The sequence below is a fragment of the Mesorhizobium sp. SARCC-RB16n genome, from assembly GCF_008520305.1.
In the GTDB taxonomy this organism is placed as follows: Bacteria; Pseudomonadota; Alphaproteobacteria; order Rhizobiales; family Rhizobiaceae; genus Mesorhizobium.
Map to the genome: position 1 here is coordinate 148225 of NZ_ML703285.1, position 16429 is coordinate 164653.

The following is a 16429-nucleotide window of genomic DNA, read 5'->3' on the forward strand; positions in this document are numbered from 1 at the left end:
GCCGGTAGGCATTGCGCAAGGCTCCGCGAACATTGGCGGATATATTCTGCGTCGGCAGATTGCCTTCCAGGACCACTACAAAGTCACAGCGCGGAAAGCTGGCCAGGTCGTGGTTCGAGGCAACCCACATGCCGTTGCTGGCCCGTACCGAGTCGCCCGAGTCCGAAATCATGATCCATTCGAAAAGACCCTGACCGCTGTTCTGGTTGGCTATGCGCAGTGCCTCCGTCGCCATGATCAGGGCATTCATGGGAAATTCGGGTTGCAGCAGGAAGGCGAACCGCGGCCGGCGGTTGGAAGCGGCTGCGATGACCGGATTCGTATCTGTGACCATGACAAGCGTCTGGGAAAATTACCGATGACGTTGCAGATATATTATGTGACGCTACGGATCAACTCTTAGGGCGCCAATTGGCCAACACTGTGGCCACGCCGAGAGCACGTTGTGGAACGGTCTCGACGAGGGAACATAGAAAAATAAGCTCTAACAGAGCGTGGCGAGCGCCTTGCGCATGCCGCGTGGGAGGTTGTCATGGATTTGACTTCATTGAACAAATCGACTTTTGCTCTGAACCGCCGGACACTTCTGAGGTCGGCCGCGGCAGCTGGGGTAGGGCTTGCCGTTCCGCACATCTGGACTGGTCGCGCCTCGGCCGCCAACCCGACCGAGATCGTGCACTGGAGCTGGCTCGCCGCTTCCGACGGCGAAGTGTGGGCCAAGATGATCAGCAACTTCAACGATGCCCACAAGGACAAGGGCGTCCAGATCCGCATGGAGGTGGTTCCGGAAGAGCAATATGTGACCAAGGTGCTCGCGGCCTCGGCCACCGGCAAGGCGCCAGACTTTGGCTGGGGCACGGCGGGAAAGTCCGCCCAGCTGGCGCGCGACGAGGTCATCATACCGCTTGATGATCTCATCGCCAGTTCGGGCCTCGACCTTGCCGACTTCAGCGCGTCGTCGATCACGGCCTCGCGCTACCCGAAATACGACAACAAGGTCTTCATGATCCCGATGGACCTGATGAGCCTTCAGCCTGAGATCAACCTCGATCATGTCAAGGAAGCAGGCCTCGACGCCAGCAAGCCGCCGATGGATGGCGACACGCTCCTGGAATGGGCGAAGGCCATGACCAAGCGCGAAGGCGACAAGGTCACACGTTCGGGGATCATGATGACCGGTTCCGGCGTTCAGCCCACCGTCACGTGGGGCATCGTCGCGGAGCAGATGGGATTCCAACGCGCGAGCGCAGATCTAAAGACCGCGTGCGTGAACCCCGAGGCCGGTAAGGCGGCCATGCAATGGGTGCTCGATCTTTTCGACAAGCACAAGGTTTCGACCCGCGACGTCACCGACCGCTACAAGGCTTTCGGAACGGGACAGGGCTCGATCTTCTGGACCGGTCCGTGGACGCTCAACGGTTACGTCGCGCAGAAACTGCCGTTCAAGACGGCGCTGTTTCCCAAGATCGGCGCCAAGCATGTCACCTATTTTGAGATGGGTGGCCTGGAGTTCTACAAGCAGGCTGACCCTGGTCGCCACGAGGCGACGATGGCGGCCGTCAAATGGCTGTCGGACAACAGCTTCCTGTGGACGACGGTCGGGCGTGGCGCCTCGCCACGCAAATCGATCCTGGGGCGCCCGGACTACAAGACCGCCGGCAGCCCCTGGGATATTCGCGGCGCCTTCGTCGATGGAATGAGCTTTGCCACCGTCGGCGAGATCCCGGTGGTAAACGGCCCGAACTTCACGATCTACTCGGGCGGAAATTTTCTCGCCAAGACGCTCGAGGGCGTATGGTCGGGACAGACGACGATGGACGCCGCGATGCAGCAGATCCAGGCGCAGTGGCAATCGGACCTGGACGAAGGCTGATCCCGGGATAGCTTCCCGGGACCTTGGCTGATCCCTTGCCCCGTCGCGGCCCCGTCGCGCCGAACATCGCGACGGGAGCGCCCGACCATTGCCGCAAGACGGACAGATCGACATGACAACGGCAATCCTGCAAGGCCACGCCGACTTCGGAGCCGAGCGCCACCCGACCGATCGCGCGGGTTATCTGCTCGTCGCTTTCTTCGCGCTGCCGTTCTTCCTGTTCAATATCCTTCCGGTGCTGTTCGGCGTCTATGTCTCGTTCACCCGCTGGAGCATTGTTGGTGCGCCAAGATGGGTCGGACTCGACAATTTTCACAAGGCGTTCGCCGACCAGTGGGTCGCTGTCGCCTTCAAGAACGTCTTTCTCTACGGCCTCGTCATCGTACCCTGCGTGACTGGGCTCGGCCTGCTGTTCGCGCTTTACGTGAACAAGCGCTATCCGCTATCTGGCTTGGCGCGCACGCTCTTTTTCGCCCCTACGGTGGTGTCGGCGACGGTGATCGGGCTTGTATGGGTCTGGATGCTCGACACCCAGTATGGGCTTGTCAACTACTACCTGTCCTTTCTCGGTTTCGACGACATCCCCTGGCTCACCTCCACGCGCTGGTCGCTGGTCGGCGTCAGCATTGCTTCGGTGTGGTGGGACCTGGGCCTTGCCTTCGTGCTGTTCCTGGCTGCCTTGCAGGATATTCCAGGCGAGATCATCGACGCCGCGCGGGTGGACGGCGCCAACCGCTGGGAGCGGTTCAAGCATGTGATCCTGCCGCATCTGCGACCCGTCATCAGCATGGTGGTGACGCTGCAGTTGATCTCGACGCTGCGCATCTTCAGCCAGGTCTACGTCATGACCAATGGCGGTCCGGCCAGTTCCTCGTCCTCGCCGATCCACTACATCTACAATCTCGCGATTGTCAGGAACCTGTTCGGTTACGCGGCTGCGGTTTCCCTCATGCTGTTTGCCCTGATCCTCGCGATTACCGCCGCCCAGCGCTTTCTCCTCAGGGAGCGCGCATGATGACCGCCTGGATCGACGAAAAGCTCGAGGCGCGCGGACTGGAGCGAGCGGATTTGCTCATCTGGCCGCTCGGCCTGGCCGTTGCCGTGCTCTGGTCATTGCCTTTCGTGTGGATGGTTTCGACGTCGTTCAAGTTTCCAGGCGATGTCATGACCAAGGACATCGAATGGCTCCCCCACCGCATCACCTTGAACAACTACATCAAGGTCTTCGACTACCCTGTCATACGCTGGGGCTTCAACAGCGTCGTGCAGGCGACGGTATCGACGTTCCTTTGCGTTCTGTTCGGTGCGATGGCCGGCTATGCGCTGGCGCGTATGCGGTTTCCGGGCCGCGACACGCTGTTCTATATCTTCCTGGCCTCGCTGATGATACCCACCGAGGTATCGGTGATCCCGCTGTTGCTTGGCTTCATCAAAATGGGCTGGGCAAGCACCTACCAGGCCCTCATCCTGCCGTCGATCAGCAACGTCTTCAGCGTCTACATCTTCCGCCAGTTCTTCATGTCGTTCCCCAAGGAACTGGAAGAGGCGGCAAAGATGGACGGTGCGGGTCCGTTCAACCTGTTCTTCCGCATCGCATTGCCTCTGGCGCGGGCGCCGGCGATCGCGGCTTCGGTCATTATCTTCACCCTGAACTGGAACAATTTCCTGTGGCCGCTTCTGGTCACCTTCGACGAATCGATGAAGACGCTTCCAGTCGGCGTGGCAGCCTTCACGCCCGTGGTCGGGACGCGCACGCAGATCGAGGGATTCAGCGTCGCCATGGCCGCGGTGACGATCCTCAGTATCCCAAGCCTGGCGCTGTTTTGCTTCCTGCAACGCTACTTCATCCAGGGCCTTTCCCAAGGCAGCGTGAAACAATGACCTTGAGAACCTATTCCCGCACCGACCTTATCGATCCTTTGCCGGGCCAGCATTTCATTGACGGCAAATGGCGGAATTCCGCCGACGGCCGGACATTTGAAACGATCGATCCCAGCACGGAGGCGGTGCTGGCAATCGTGGCGCGCGGCGATGCCATCGACATCGATGCAGCCGTCAGGGCCGCGCATCGCGCGCTGCGTGGTGACTGGGGCGGCTTGAGCCCGGCCGATCGCGGACGACTGCTCTTCAGGCTCGCGGAATTGCTGGAATCGGAAGCCGAGCGATTTGCGCTGCTCGAAACGCTCGATGTCGGCAAGCCGGTGAAGGAGGCGCTCGGCGACATCCGGGGCGTGTGCGCGACGCTGCGTTACAATGCCGGCGCCGCCGACAAGATGGAGGGGGCGACGATTCCGCTCGGCCGCGATTTCGTCGACTTCACCATGCTGGAGCCGGTCGGCGTGACCGGCCATATCGTCCCCTGGAATTATCCGCTGGGCATGGTTGCGCGATCGGTCGCGCCGGCACTTGCCGCCGGCTGTACGGTTGTCATCAAGCCCGCCGAGCAATCGCCGCTGACGGCGCTGGCCTTCGCCGAACTTTGCCAGAGGGCGGGATTGCCCGACGGCGTGGTGAATGTCGTGGCGGGCTTTGGCGAAGACGCCGGGGCGGCGCTCGTTTCGCATCCCTTGGTGCGCGGCATCACCTTCACCGGATCGGTCGAGACCGGGCGCAAGATCTATGCCGGCGCGGCACAGGGGCTGAAGCCCGTGGTGCTCGAACTCGGCGGCAAGAACCCGATGGTTGTATTCGAGGATGCCGATCTGGAAAGGGCCGCCTTCGACGCCCTTGACGGGGCTTTCGGCAACAGCGGCCAGGTCTGCTCCTCGTCGTCGCGGTTCCTGCTGCATCGATCGATCCGCGAGGAATTCCTCGATCGACTGGCGGCGGGCGCGGCCCGGCTGACCGTCGGCCGAGGCCTCGACAATTGCGATCTCGGGCCGCTGGTCTCGAAGGAGCAGCATGCCAAGGTACGATCCTACATCGACGAAGGCCGCGCAACGGGAGCGGCCGTGCGGCTAGGCGGCGGTCGTCCGAAGGGGCTCGAGACCGGCTATTTCGTCGAGCCGACCATCTTCGACGGCGTCGATCCGGCCAGCAGACTGTCCCGCGAAGAGATCTTCGGTCCCGTTGCAGTGGCGCTGTCCTTCGACACCGCCGCCGACGCGCTCGCCATGGCCAACGGCCTCGGCTTCGGGCTCGTCGCTGGCGTTTACAGCCGTGACATCTCGCGCGCTCTGGCATTCGCCCGCGACGTCGAGGCCGGCTCGGTCTGGATAAACGGCTGGTTCATCGGCGGCGTGCAGGCCCCGACCGGTGGCATCAAGGAAAGCGGAGTCGGCCGTGAGCGCGGATTGCCCGGCATCCGCAACTATTTCAACATCAAGAACATCGGCATCCGACTGTAGGCCGTAAGATAAGACCCAAAAGAGGAAATCAGGGAATGACTGTTATGAGAGACGTTGAACACTTCACGATCTTCAAGGATAAGGCGCATTGCGTCAACCAGATCGCGACACGGCTTCTAAAGAACGGCGATATATTGGCGGTGTTCAACGAAGAGCGCTTCCCGTTCCATCACGACAGCGGCCAGACGCTGATGACCCGCTCCAGGGATGGCGGCAAGACCTGGAGCCCGCCAAAGGTCGTGCTGCCGTGGTCCGAAACGCAGGGCAACTGGGACTGCGGCATCTGCGAAACGCAGGATGGCACGCTCATCGTCAACCTGACCATCACCGGTTTCTTCAAGCGCGGCATCAAGCCTGAACAGCCATCGTGGAGCTCTCATCCCAACACCAAGGAATGGGGCGACTGGACCTGGGCCTACAAGACGCAGGCCTGGCTCGGCACCTTCGTCGTCAAGTCGAAGGATGGCGGCGAGACCTGGACCCAGCCCATCCCGGTCAATGTACGCCCGCTCAAGCATGGCGGCTGCCGCCTCGGCTGCTGGGAGCTGCCGAACGGCTCGCTGCTGATGGGTCTCTACGGGCGTATTCATGGCTATGAGGAAGAGGGTGAAGGCGAAAGCACGCGCTCGGCGTTGATGCGCTCGGACGATGGCGGCGACAATTGGGAGTATTTCTCGACGCTGGGCTACGACCCGGCCAGCATCATCGACTATGAGGAGCCCGGCCTGGTCAGGCTCGCGGACGGCAGGCTGGTCTGCTTCATGCGCACGCATGTCAATCCGACCAGTGACGCCAAGAACATGGTCATGATCGTTTCCGAGGATGACGGCTTCAGCTGGACGCCACCGAAGTGGACCAACATCTGGGGCTATCCGCCGGAGCTGATCGCTCTTCAGGATGGCCGCTATCTGATGGTTTACGGTTATCGCCGGCCGCCTTATGGCGTGCGTGCGATCATTTCGGACGACGGCGTAACCTGGGATGTGAAGAACGAGTTCGTTATTCGCGAGGGCGGCGTGCCCGGCCAGACCGTGACCGAGACCCCCGGTTCGAGCCGCATGACACCGGCCTCCGGCAAGATCGAGGGCGGTGGTGTCGACTGGAACCACCCCGGCATCTACCAGCACATCGGCTATCCCAGCGTCGTACAGACGCAGGACGGCTCGATCGTGTGCTCGTATCACGAATGGAGCGACGATCCGAAGCCGCTGCAATATGTCCGTTGCACGCGCTTCCGGATCTGAGCCCTGAAGATGACATCCGGCGTGGCAGCGTTGATACCTCGAATGGATCATCAGACGGTCCATTGCGATCCGCATGCATACAGCGCGCATCCGCATCTCGCGGTTGCGGCCAACGACAATTGGCTGCTGGTCTTCACGCAGTCGCGCCGCCGTGCTGGGGTTCTGCATCCACCGCAGGACCCGCTGTACTGCAACATGCTGATGCGATCGGCGGACGAGGGGAGAAGCTGGTCGGCTCCTTCCGTCGTCCCCGACTTCGGCTGGCAAGGCGTGGAATGCGCCGGCCTCACCCCGCTGCGTTCGGGCGCTGTGCTGCTGAACCAGTGGCGGTTCGACTGGCATACGCTCGCCTACGCGCAGGCCTATCTTGCCCCGGGCGCCTATACAGGGCCGGAGCAACTGATGGGCGCTGAAGCCATGGCCGCCGAACTCCAGGACTGGACGCCGCGAAACTCCACGCTTTCCGAAAGCTACCCCTGGGCACGCGCTGGCGGGCAGACATGGGTCCATCGTTCGGTAGACGGCGCAAACACCTTCACGGCGTCGGCGCGCATCGACACGTCGCCTTTCAGCGGCGGCTATGGAATGCGCGGTGGAATCGAGGTCGGCGGCGAAATCATGCTGCCGCTCTGCGATGTACCGAACTATGCCGCGGTCTTCACCGTACGGTCGGGCGATGGTGGCCAAAGCTGGTCCAAGCCGCGCCTTGTCGCGGCGGGCGAGGGGCATGCCTTCGAGGAGCCGGCACCCATCCTGCTGCGCGATGGACATATCGTCATGCTCCTGCGCGACAACGTCTCGCGCATCCTGCATGTCGTCGGTTCGGCGGATGGCGGTGTCTCATGGAGCGCCCCGTCGCCGACCGGAATCAAGGACTATCCAGCCGACATGGTGGAACTCGACCACGGCCGCATCGCCTGCGTTGCGGGAAGACGGCGCGCGCCGTTCGGCATCGCGCTCTACATCTCCCAAGACAAGGGAAACAGCTGGAATTCGGCCGATCCCTACATGGTCCGCTCGGGCCTTCCCAACCGGGACCTGGGCTATCCGTCGTTGGCGCTGCGCGCCGACGGCAGTCTCTACGTCGTCTACTACGCGCAGGATTCCCAAGGCATCACAGGTATCCATGCCAGCGTTCTGGTGCCCGACGCTGATGGCTGGCGCCAGGAAGGACTTGCTTATGGCCAAGGTTGAGCTATCGGGCGTCTCCAAGAAATATGGCGAGAAGATCATTATCCCAGGCGTCGATCTGACGGTCGAGCATGGTGAATTCCTGGTCTTCATCGGTCCATCGGGCTGCGGAAAATCGACGTTGCTGCGCATGATCTGCGGCCTGGAGCCGATCAGCGGCGGCTCCGTGGCGATCGGCGGCAAGCCGATGCGCGGGGTGCCGCCGGCAAGTCGTGGCGTGGCCATGGTGTTCCAGAGCTATGCACTCTATCCCCACAAGACGGTTGCCGAGAACATGGCCTTCTCCTTGCTGATGCAGGGCATGCCCAAAGCCGAGCGCGACAGGAGGGTCGCCGCCGTCGCCGACACGCTTCAGCTTGGCCCACTGCTGGGGCGGCTTCCCAAGGAGCTTTCCGGAGGACAGCGCCAGCGCGTGGCGATCGGCCGGGCGATCGTGCGCGAACCCGAAGTGTTCCTGTTCGATGAGCCGCTGTCGAACCTCGATGCCGAGTTGCGCGTTCAAATGCGGCTCGAACTCGCCAAGCTGCATAGAAGCCTTGGCGCCACGATGATCTATGTCACGCACGATCAAACCGAGGCGATGACGCTGGCCGACCGGATCGTGGTGTTGCGCGATGGCGTGATCGAGCAGTTCGGAACCCCGGCGCAGATCTACGACGCGCCCTGCAACCGTTTCGTCGCCGGCTTCATGGGGGCGCCCAAGATGAGTTTCCTCGAGGCCGCGATCGAGAGGCAGGATGGCACGCGCCTGACGCTGCAAATCCCGGGAACCACCGGCGGCCTCGAAGTCGACCTAGCGCGCCCGACGGCGCTCTCCGGCAATGTGACCGTCGGCATCAGGCCCGAGCATTTCAACACCCACCGCGCGGCCGGTCCGCGGCTACGGGCCGTCGTCGAGTTCGTGGAGCGGCTCGGCGGCGAGAGTTTCCTGCATGCGCCGGCGCATCCGGCCGGCGCTCTCATCATGCGCCAGGGCAACGAGGACGCGAGAACCGTCGGGACGGGACCATGCGAGGTAGGGGTCGATTGGAGCAAGGCGCAGTTGTTCGCCAAGGATGGCAAGACGATTGCGCTCAAACGGGAACTTTAGGGTCAGGACCTCCTTCGCGCCGCGTGTCCTACGTGCGCGAGTGAGGGTCAAAGCGAAACACTGGATGGCGCCGGCGCCGGCCCGCAAGAGGAGATGACCGTGGACTTTGAAAAACTGAAATCGCGGCTGGCTGGATGCTACGTGACGATACCGACGGCATTCGAGGACAGCACCGGCTTTCCGATTAATCATCAGGCGATCAGGGCCTATGTGGGCTTTTTGATCGAAAATGGCCTTAACACCGAATACGCCACGCTGCTGGCTGGCGGGGCGGCCGGCGACTTTTCGACCATGTCGTTCGAAGAGCGGATCGGCGTTGGCGAAACCGTTGTCGACGAAGCACGGGGGCGTGTTCCCCTGGCATTTGGCGGGCAATCGACCAGCACGCTGGAACTGGTGCGGCTGGCGCAGGCGGCGCAGTCGATGGAGTTTGATTTCCTGCAGGTCTCGTGCCCGTTCTACTTCACCCATACGGAAGCCGATTTCGAGGAGTTTGTCATGGCCGCGGCAAAGGCGGCGCCCCGCATCGGCATCATCGTCTACAATACGTTCTGGACGTCGACGAGCCTGTCATTCGGCATGATCGATCGTCTGGCCAAGATCGACAATGTCGTCGGCTTGAAATGGGCGACGCCGCGAACCGACGCCATGGAGTTCGAGGACGTCACGTCCAATTTCTCCAAGCGCTTCACCATCATCGACAACAATCTGTTCTTTCCCTACTCGGCGATGCCGTCGCTGGGCGCGCAAGCCTTCGAGGTGCATCTCTGCAACTATTGGCCGGAATGGGGAATAAAGCTGATCGATGAGGTCAAGGCGCAGAACTACACCGAGATCGCGCGCATGATGGTGGAGGAGGCCATGCCGTTCTACAAGTTATGGGTCGAGATCGAGAAAGGCTACACGAGCGGTGACGGCTATCTCGACAAACTGTGCATGGAATTGATCGGGCTGCCGTCGAGCCGCTGCCGCCCGCCGACGCGTGACATTCGCCAGAACTATCGTGCCAGGACGCTTGACATGATGCGAGCCGCGGGCGTGCCGCGCCTCGTGGCCAACTAGGAAAGCATAGGGAACATAACAAGAAGCAACAAACCAACAGGAGCGACTGCTATGACCAATTTCAAGAATTTGATGCTCGGAGCCGTGGCAACCACCATGTTGCTCGTCAGCGCCGCCAAAGCCGACGACGATGTGAAGCTACGCCTCAACTGGATGTATTACGGCTCCCATGCCGGCTTCGCCCTCGGCAAGGTGAAGGGTTTCTACAAGGATGCCGGGATCAATCTCGATATTCGTTCAGGCAACGGTTCGGGCTCCGCTCACCGCCTCGTCGCGAATGGCGACAGCGACTTTTCCTATGGCTCGTGCGGATCGATGGTGAATCTCGCCTCGCAGGGCGCCGCGCTGATCTCGGTAGCGGTGATCGACGCCATGGGATCGGATGCGATATTGGTTCGCCCCGACGCGGGCATTGCGAAAATATCAGACCTCAAGGGCAAGAAGCTGCTCACCACATCCAATGCCGGCGTCAACACCTTCTTCCCGATTGTCCTTTCCACGGCCGGCCTTGCGTCTTCCGACATCACGCTCACCAACGTGCCCGACGGCGCGCTCGTATCGAGCTATCTGCAAGGTGCCGGCGACACGGTGGGCATGCTTGGCGGCATCGACGACAAGCCGGCCGAGATCAAGAAGAACGGCGGCGCCGCGCCGGTGGTCTTTCCTTATTCGAGCTATGGCGTGAACCAGATCGGATATTGCATCGTGGCTCGAAAGGAGATGGTCGCGAAAAACCCAGACCTCGTAAAACGCTTCGTGCAGGCGACCATCAAGTCCTACAAGGCGGCCGAGGCCAATCCTGATGCCGCGATCGCGGCGATCGGCGACATCGTCGGCGGAACGATGAACGAGGACGAGGGAAAAGCGCAGGCCCGCGCGGTGCTCGATGTGACGCTCAGCCTTCTCTATTCGGCCGCGAACAAGGACAAGACCCTCGGCCTCAACGTGCCCTCCGATTGGGAAAGCATGGTGACCCTGATGAAGAAGTACAATGACCTCGACCCCAAGGTCGCGGCCACGCAGTTCTACACCAACGACTTCGTCAAGTAATCGGCGGACCGGAGTGGCTTGCCGTCACTCCGGTTCCTCGCGCCGTGCAGTAACAGATTGGACCGATGAATCCGCTTATCGAACTTGAGGGCGTGCAGAAAGTGTTCGGATCAGGCCCGGGCGCCCTGCACGCGTTCGGACCGGTCGACCTGAAGGTCGAGAAGGGTGAGTTCGTCTCGCTGCTCGGGCCGTCCGGATGCGGCAAATCCACCCTCATGCTTATGATCGCCGGACTGCTCAACCCTACGAGGGGGCGTATCGCCATCGACGGGCGCACCGTCGCCGGACCGCAAACCGACATCGGCATTATGTTCCAGGACAACACGCTGGTGCCGTGGCGCACCGTGCGAGGAAACATCGAGCTGCAGCTGGAACTGAGAGGTCTGTCGCTGGCCACCCATCGCGCCAGCGTGGACGAATTGCTTGTTTCGGTCCACCTTCAGGATTTCCAGCGACGCTACCCGCACGAGCTCTCCGGCGGGATGCAGCAGCGCGCCGCCTTCTGCCAGGCATTGGTGCATCAGCCCGCGACCATGCTGCTCGACGAGCCGCTCGGCAAGCTCGACGCCATGACCCGGGAAGCAATCCGCACCGACCTGCAGGCACTGTGGATGCAGCGCCATCCGACGGTTGTGTTCGTAACCCACTCCATCGAGGAGGCTATCCAGCTCTCGACCCACGTTGCCATCATCACGCCGCGACCCGGACGCATCGAGCGCATCATTTCCCTCGATCTGCCTTATCCACGCGATTTCGAGGTCAAGAGCAGTCCGCAATTCATCGGCTACGTCCGACAGGCACAGGAGATATTTCGCGGCTATGGCGTCCTTTGATCGCCCCTCTCGACCGGAGCGCGCGGCCCGCTGGATTGCGCGGTCCTGGATGTCCATTACCTTCTTCGCGGCGTTCTTCCTGGTCTGGCAGTACTCCATCGTCTGGTTCGGAATCCCGCGCTACATCCTGACGCCCCCGTCGGTGATCGTTACGAAGGGCTGGGCGGATATCGACCGGCTGCTCTACTACACCTGGATTACCGGCGTGGAGGTCGTGCTGGGTTATGCGGTGGCGGTGATTCTGGCGCTGCCGCTTGGTCTCGCCATCGCATTCTCGTCCGTCCTGCGTCGAACGATCTATCCGTTTATCGTCTGCGTCGAAATGGTGCCCAAGATCGCCTTTGCGCCGCTTTTCATCTCCTGGCTGGGTTTCGGCCTGCTACCCAAGGTGATCATCGTCTTCCTGGTCTGTTTTTTTCCCATCGTGCTCAACGCCATTCTCGCGTTCAGTTCGCTTAGCGAGGAGCTATCGCGCTTCAGCGTCTCGACCGGCGCGGGCGTATGGCGCACCTTCGTCAAGGTCCGGCTGCCAGCGGCGCTGCCGCAATGCTTCGTCGGCTTCAAATACGCCGCGATCAACGCGACAGTCGGCGCCGCCATCGCGGAGTTCATCGGCTCGGACCAGGGGCTCGGCTTCTACATCCAGATCGTCACCGGTAACATGCGTCCAGACCTTGCCTTCGCGGGCATCTTTTTCCTGACAATCCTGGGCCTCGCTCTGTTTGGCGTGGTCACGCTCGCCGAGCGCCTTCTCATTCCCTGGCATATTTCGGTGCGGCGCCAGTCACACTGAACTCGTAACGCATCCGACGGAGATAAGACGTGACCCTGACCAAAGACAGCGCCCACGCGATCGCTTCGAAGCTGGCCCCAAACGGTCTGGCCTTCATCGACGGCAAATTCACCGCGGCAGCGGACGGCGCGACCTTCGACACCATCAACCCGGGGACCGGCGAGGTCATCGCGGCTGTAGCGCACTGCGGCAGCGCCGATGTCGATCGCGCCGTTCAGGCCGCCCGCAGATCCTTCGACGACGGCGCATGGTCGCGCGCGGCTCCCGAGTTTCGCAAGGAGGCGCTGTTGCGGCTCGCCGACCTCGTACGCGCCCATGCCGACGAACTCGTCGTCCTCGAAAGCATCGACAGCGGCAAGACCGTCACCGACTGCGCCAACGAGATCGGGCGCGAGGTTCCAAACTTCTTCCAGTGGTATGGCGAACTCGCAGACAAGTCATTCGGCAAGGTCGCACCCACGGGCGAAAATGCACTGGCGCTTATCGTCAAGGAGCCGGCCGGCGTCGTCGGCCTCGTCCTGCCATGGAATTTCCCGCTGCTGATGGCGGCCTGGAAGATGGCGCCCGCGCTCGCCGCCGGCTGCTCTGTCCTGGTGAAGCCCGCCGAGCAGACGCCATTATCCGTCCTGCGCCTGGCCGAACTGGCACAGCAAGCCGGCATCCCGGATGGTGTGCTCAACGTGTTGCCGGGCCTCGGCGAAACAACGGGTCAGGCGATCGGCCGACACCCCGATATCGATATCGTGTCGTTTACCGGGTCGACCGAGGTTGGCGGCTATTTCCTGCGCTATGCCGGCGAAAGCAATCTCAAGGTGATTGGCCTGGAGATGGGCGGCAAAAGCCCGTTCATCGTACTGGATGATGCCGATCTCACCGACGACCTGATCGAGCATGCCGCGATGTCGGCGTTCTGGAATGGCGGCCAGAACTGTTCCGCGAACATGCGGCAGCTCGTCGACCGCGGCCTGGCCGAGGAGTTCGCGCATCGCGTCACCGTCCGCGCCAAGGCATTCCGGGTCGGCGATCCGCTCGATCCCGAGACCAACATCGGCGCCATGGTCACCGCCGAACACCAGACCCGCGTGATGGGCTACATTGAGCGCGGATCGGCCGAAGGCGCCCGCTTGCTGACCGGCGGCGGCACGGCGGGGCCTGGCTACTTCATCGAACCGGCTGTCTTCGCCGATATGACGCCCACGATGAGCATTGCCCGCGAGGAGATCTTTGGCCCTGTCCTGGGCATCCTGCCGGTGACTGGAATGGAGATGGCGCTGCGGATCGCGCGCGATACCGACTACGGCTTGCACGCGACCGTGTTCACCAAGGACATCGACCGCGCCATCCACATGGCGCGGCGATTGCCTTGCGGGACAGTCTCGGTCAACGGCTTTTCCGAAGGCGACATCAAGACACCTTTCGGCGGCTACAAGCGCTCCGGCTCGTTGGCGCGCGACAATGGCACGGAGGCCATGGACCAGTATGTGCAGACCAAGACGATCTGGATCAGCACGACGCCGCCGACGGGCGCGCGGTGATGGAAATCGCGGTGTGCGCAACGCTCTCGCGTGAGCAGCTTGCCCGCCTCACAAGCGGGGTCGGGGACCTTCCCGTCAAGCTGTTTGCCGAGGATGCGCCATGTGATTGCGAGATCGTCTTCGGCAATCCAGAAGCGTCCATTGTCTCGGCCAATGCCAAACTGCGCTGGATGCAGCTCGAGTCCGTTGGCTTCGGCGAATATGTTGGCCTCGACTGGACGCGTCCCGAGGGCCGGGTCACCGTTACCAATCTTGCCGGCTTCTTCGCCGATCCGGTGGCCGAGACCGCGCTTGCCGGCATCCTCGCGCTTTATCGTGGCATCGATGTCCTGGTCAGGTTCCAGTCCGAGCATCGCTGGGTAGGGGATCCGCTGAGGGCGAGCCTGCGCAGCCTAAAGGGCGCGGCGGTCGTGCTCGTTGGCCACGGCGCGATAAACCGGCGTCTCGCCGAATTGCTGGTGCCCTTCGGGTGCTCGATCAAGCCAATCACGCGAAGCAGCCCCGCCTCGGTCCTCGATGAGGCTTTGGGCCAAGCGGATCTTGTCGTCTGCACGGCGCCCGACGCCGCTGGGACAAAAAGCTTGTTCGATGTCGCGCGGCTGGCCAAGCTGCCGGCCGGAGCGGTCTTCTGCAATTTCGGCCGCGGGTCGATCGTTGACGAAGACGCGCTTGCCGATGCGTTGGAAGAGGGTCGCCTGGGCGGAGCCGTGATCGACGTGACTCGCCAGGAGCCGCTGCCGTCCGGCCACCGCTTCTGGGCAACGCCAAATCTGATCCTGACCCAGCATTCAGGCGGCGGGACGGCCGACGAGCTGGACCGCAAGATCGATCTCTTTCTCGCCAACCTTTCGCGCTTCCGCGCCGGCGTGCCGCTCGAAGGCGTCGTCGATTTCTCACGAGGATACTGATGACCGACATCGTCCAAATCCGCTGCATCCTGCTGTCGTCGCCCTACGCCGATGCGGACGACCCCGAGATCAAGGAATGCTTTCCCAACGGTCCCAAGCGCACCATTGGCATGGTCGAGGTCACGCTCGACAATGGCGTGACAGGATTGGGAGAGGGCTACCTGGCGGTGTTCGCGCCGCTGGTCTTCCAGTCGATCGTCGACCTCTGCCGCCCCCAGGTGCTCGGCAAGGACGGCTTCGACATAGACCGCAGGGTCAAGGACCTCCGCAGCCTGTGCGATTACTGGTCGCTTCAAGGAGCCGCGCGCCATGTCATCGCGGCCTTTGAGATCGCGCTGCAGGATGCGAAAGGTAAGAGTCTCGGCATTCCCGTCCATGAACTGCTCGGCGGCGCGCAATCGGACTCTATACAAATCTATGGTTCAGGCGGGTGTTGCGACCAGAAACACCAGTTCATGCGTGAGATGGACATGCTCGGATCGCTGGGTATCGAGATCTACAAGATCCGTTCGGTCAAGCGCGACATCCTGCGCACGGCGTGGGTTCTGGACGAAGCAGGCCGACGCGGCATCAAGGTCGGCGTCGACATGTGCCAGAATCTGGCCGATCCGCCACAGGCGGTCGAGGACGTCGTCGCCTTCGTCGAAGCCGTGCATGCGCTGACCGATCAGCGGATGGTCTTCCTCGAGGAAGCTCTGGGTCCTGACCAGCCCGATGCTTTTCGTGAACTGCGCGGCCGTATCGACGTGCCGGTCTGTGGGGGCGAGATCGTCACCACGCCCAAGGAGATGATCGAGCGCATCAACGCCGATGTCTACGATTTCGTCCAGCCCGACGCCTCGGTGATGGGCGGAATTTCGGCGGTCATGGACGTATTCGAGGCGGCCAGGGCCAAGGGGACCGACGTGGTGGTGCATGCCTGGGGCGGTGCCGCCGCAATCATGGCCAGCTATCACGCCGCCTTCGCTGCGGGCGGAAAGCTAGTCGAATATCCGATGCTGTATTTTCCGCTCGGCGCCGAGATGATCGGCGACCAGGGACGCATCGAGGGTGGCCGCCTGATCCGCCCAACCGCGCCGGGACTCGGTCTTACGCTCACTCCCGAAATGGAAGCGCGCTATCCTTTCGACGAAACAGCTGTCTATTCCTGCGTCCTCACGGACTGGGGCCCGCCGCTCGACACTTATTGGCGAGATTGACCCATTAGCCTCGCCACCTTGGGGAAGGCTAGCCGGCTGTGACACCCCCATGCCCTATGGCGGTGGAGGCGCTATGGCGTCTAGCCTGAAGTCATTCTCGCCGTTCGGCCATGGAGACGGGCGTCGGCGCAATTCGGCGACAACAGCTCGCTTTGGCCGTTTGCTAGACTAGACGCTGCATCATCTGTCCGGCGTTGCCGAACGCCAGGTGCCACCATCGGACGGTTGCGAGTTGCACCGGCGAATGTCGAAAACGGACACTCGGTATCGTTTTCGCTAAATTGGATTATATTAGAAGTACGTG

14 protein-coding genes are annotated in these 16429 nt (G+C 62.2%); all 14 read left to right on the plus strand.

Features of this window, described 5'->3' with window-relative positions:
* The first annotated feature begins 532 nt into the window (after positions 1 to 532).
* The 14 genes from C7I87_RS27755 (at position 533) to C7I87_RS27820 (ending at position 16125) form a co-directional block, all read left to right on the plus strand.
* Positions 533 to 1873, plus strand: coding sequence for an extracellular solute-binding protein (locus tag C7I87_RS27755; RefSeq protein WP_149907220.1), 1341 nt, complete (start codon positions 533 to 535; stop codon positions 1871 to 1873).
* A gap of 112 nt (positions 1874 to 1985) precedes the next feature.
* Positions 1986 to 2888 (plus strand): carbohydrate ABC transporter permease, encoded by a 903-nt coding sequence (locus tag C7I87_RS27760; protein WP_149907221.1) that lies wholly within the window; start codon positions 1986 to 1988, stop codon positions 2886 to 2888.
* Positions 2885 to 3754: a carbohydrate ABC transporter permease gene (locus tag C7I87_RS27765; RefSeq protein ID WP_149907222.1), complete on the plus strand. Its 870-nt coding sequence runs from the start codon at positions 2885 to 2887 to the stop codon at positions 3752 to 3754. The genes C7I87_RS27760 and C7I87_RS27765 overlap by 4 nt, the downstream gene beginning before the upstream one ends.
* Positions 3751 to 5220, plus strand: coding sequence for an aldehyde dehydrogenase family protein (locus tag C7I87_RS27770; RefSeq protein ID WP_149907223.1), 1470 nt, complete (start codon positions 3751 to 3753; stop codon positions 5218 to 5220). The genes C7I87_RS27765 and C7I87_RS27770 overlap by 4 nt, the downstream gene beginning before the upstream one ends.
* 35 nt (positions 5221 to 5255) lie before the next feature.
* Positions 5256 to 6464 (plus strand): sialidase family protein, encoded by a 1209-nt coding sequence (locus tag C7I87_RS27775; RefSeq protein ID WP_149907224.1) that lies wholly within the window; start codon positions 5256 to 5258, stop codon positions 6462 to 6464.
* 42 nt (positions 6465 to 6506) lie between these two features.
* Positions 6507 to 7658 carry an exo-alpha-sialidase gene (locus C7I87_RS27780; protein ID WP_188394016.1) on the plus strand — a complete coding sequence of 384 codons (1152 nt, stop codon included), beginning with the start codon at positions 6507 to 6509 and terminating at the stop codon, positions 7656 to 7658.
* Entirely contained in the window at positions 7645 to 8745 is a 1101-nt protein-coding gene (locus C7I87_RS27785) for an ABC transporter ATP-binding protein (protein WP_149907226.1), read from the plus strand. Before C7I87_RS27780 ends, C7I87_RS27785 begins: the two co-directional genes overlap by 14 nt.
* Positions 8746 to 8844: 99 nt before the next feature.
* Positions 8845 to 9807 (plus strand): dihydrodipicolinate synthase family protein, encoded by a 963-nt coding sequence (locus C7I87_RS27790; protein ID WP_149907227.1) that lies wholly within the window; start codon positions 8845 to 8847, stop codon positions 9805 to 9807.
* A gap of 51 nt (positions 9808 to 9858) precedes the next feature.
* Positions 9859 to 10857 (plus strand): ABC transporter substrate-binding protein, encoded by a 999-nt coding sequence (locus tag C7I87_RS27795; protein ID WP_149907228.1) that lies wholly within the window; start codon positions 9859 to 9861, stop codon positions 10855 to 10857.
* A 65-nt stretch (positions 10858 to 10922) separates the two neighbouring features.
* Positions 10923 to 11690 carry an ABC transporter ATP-binding protein gene (locus C7I87_RS27800; protein WP_149907229.1) on the plus strand — a complete coding sequence of 256 codons (768 nt, stop codon included), beginning with the start codon at positions 10923 to 10925 and terminating at the stop codon, positions 11688 to 11690.
* Between the two features lie 49 nt (positions 11691 to 11739).
* A complete protein-coding gene (locus C7I87_RS27805) occupies positions 11740 to 12483 on the plus strand; it encodes an ABC transporter permease (RefSeq protein WP_149907230.1) in 744 nt (247 codons plus the stop codon).
* 29 nt (positions 12484 to 12512) lie between these two features.
* Positions 12513 to 14018, plus strand: coding sequence for an aldehyde dehydrogenase (locus C7I87_RS27810; protein WP_149907231.1), 1506 nt, complete (start codon positions 12513 to 12515; stop codon positions 14016 to 14018).
* A gap of 11 nt (positions 14019 to 14029) precedes the next feature.
* Complete coding sequence (locus C7I87_RS27815; protein ID WP_188394018.1) at positions 14030 to 14926, plus strand: D-2-hydroxyacid dehydrogenase; 897 nt, start codon at positions 14030 to 14032, stop codon at positions 14924 to 14926.
* Positions 14926 to 16125 carry a mandelate racemase/muconate lactonizing enzyme family protein gene (locus C7I87_RS27820; protein ID WP_149907233.1) on the plus strand — a complete coding sequence of 400 codons (1200 nt, stop codon included), beginning with the start codon at positions 14926 to 14928 and terminating at the stop codon, positions 16123 to 16125. Before C7I87_RS27815 ends, C7I87_RS27820 begins: the two co-directional genes overlap by 1 nt.
* Positions 16126 to 16429 lie beyond the last annotated feature (304 nt).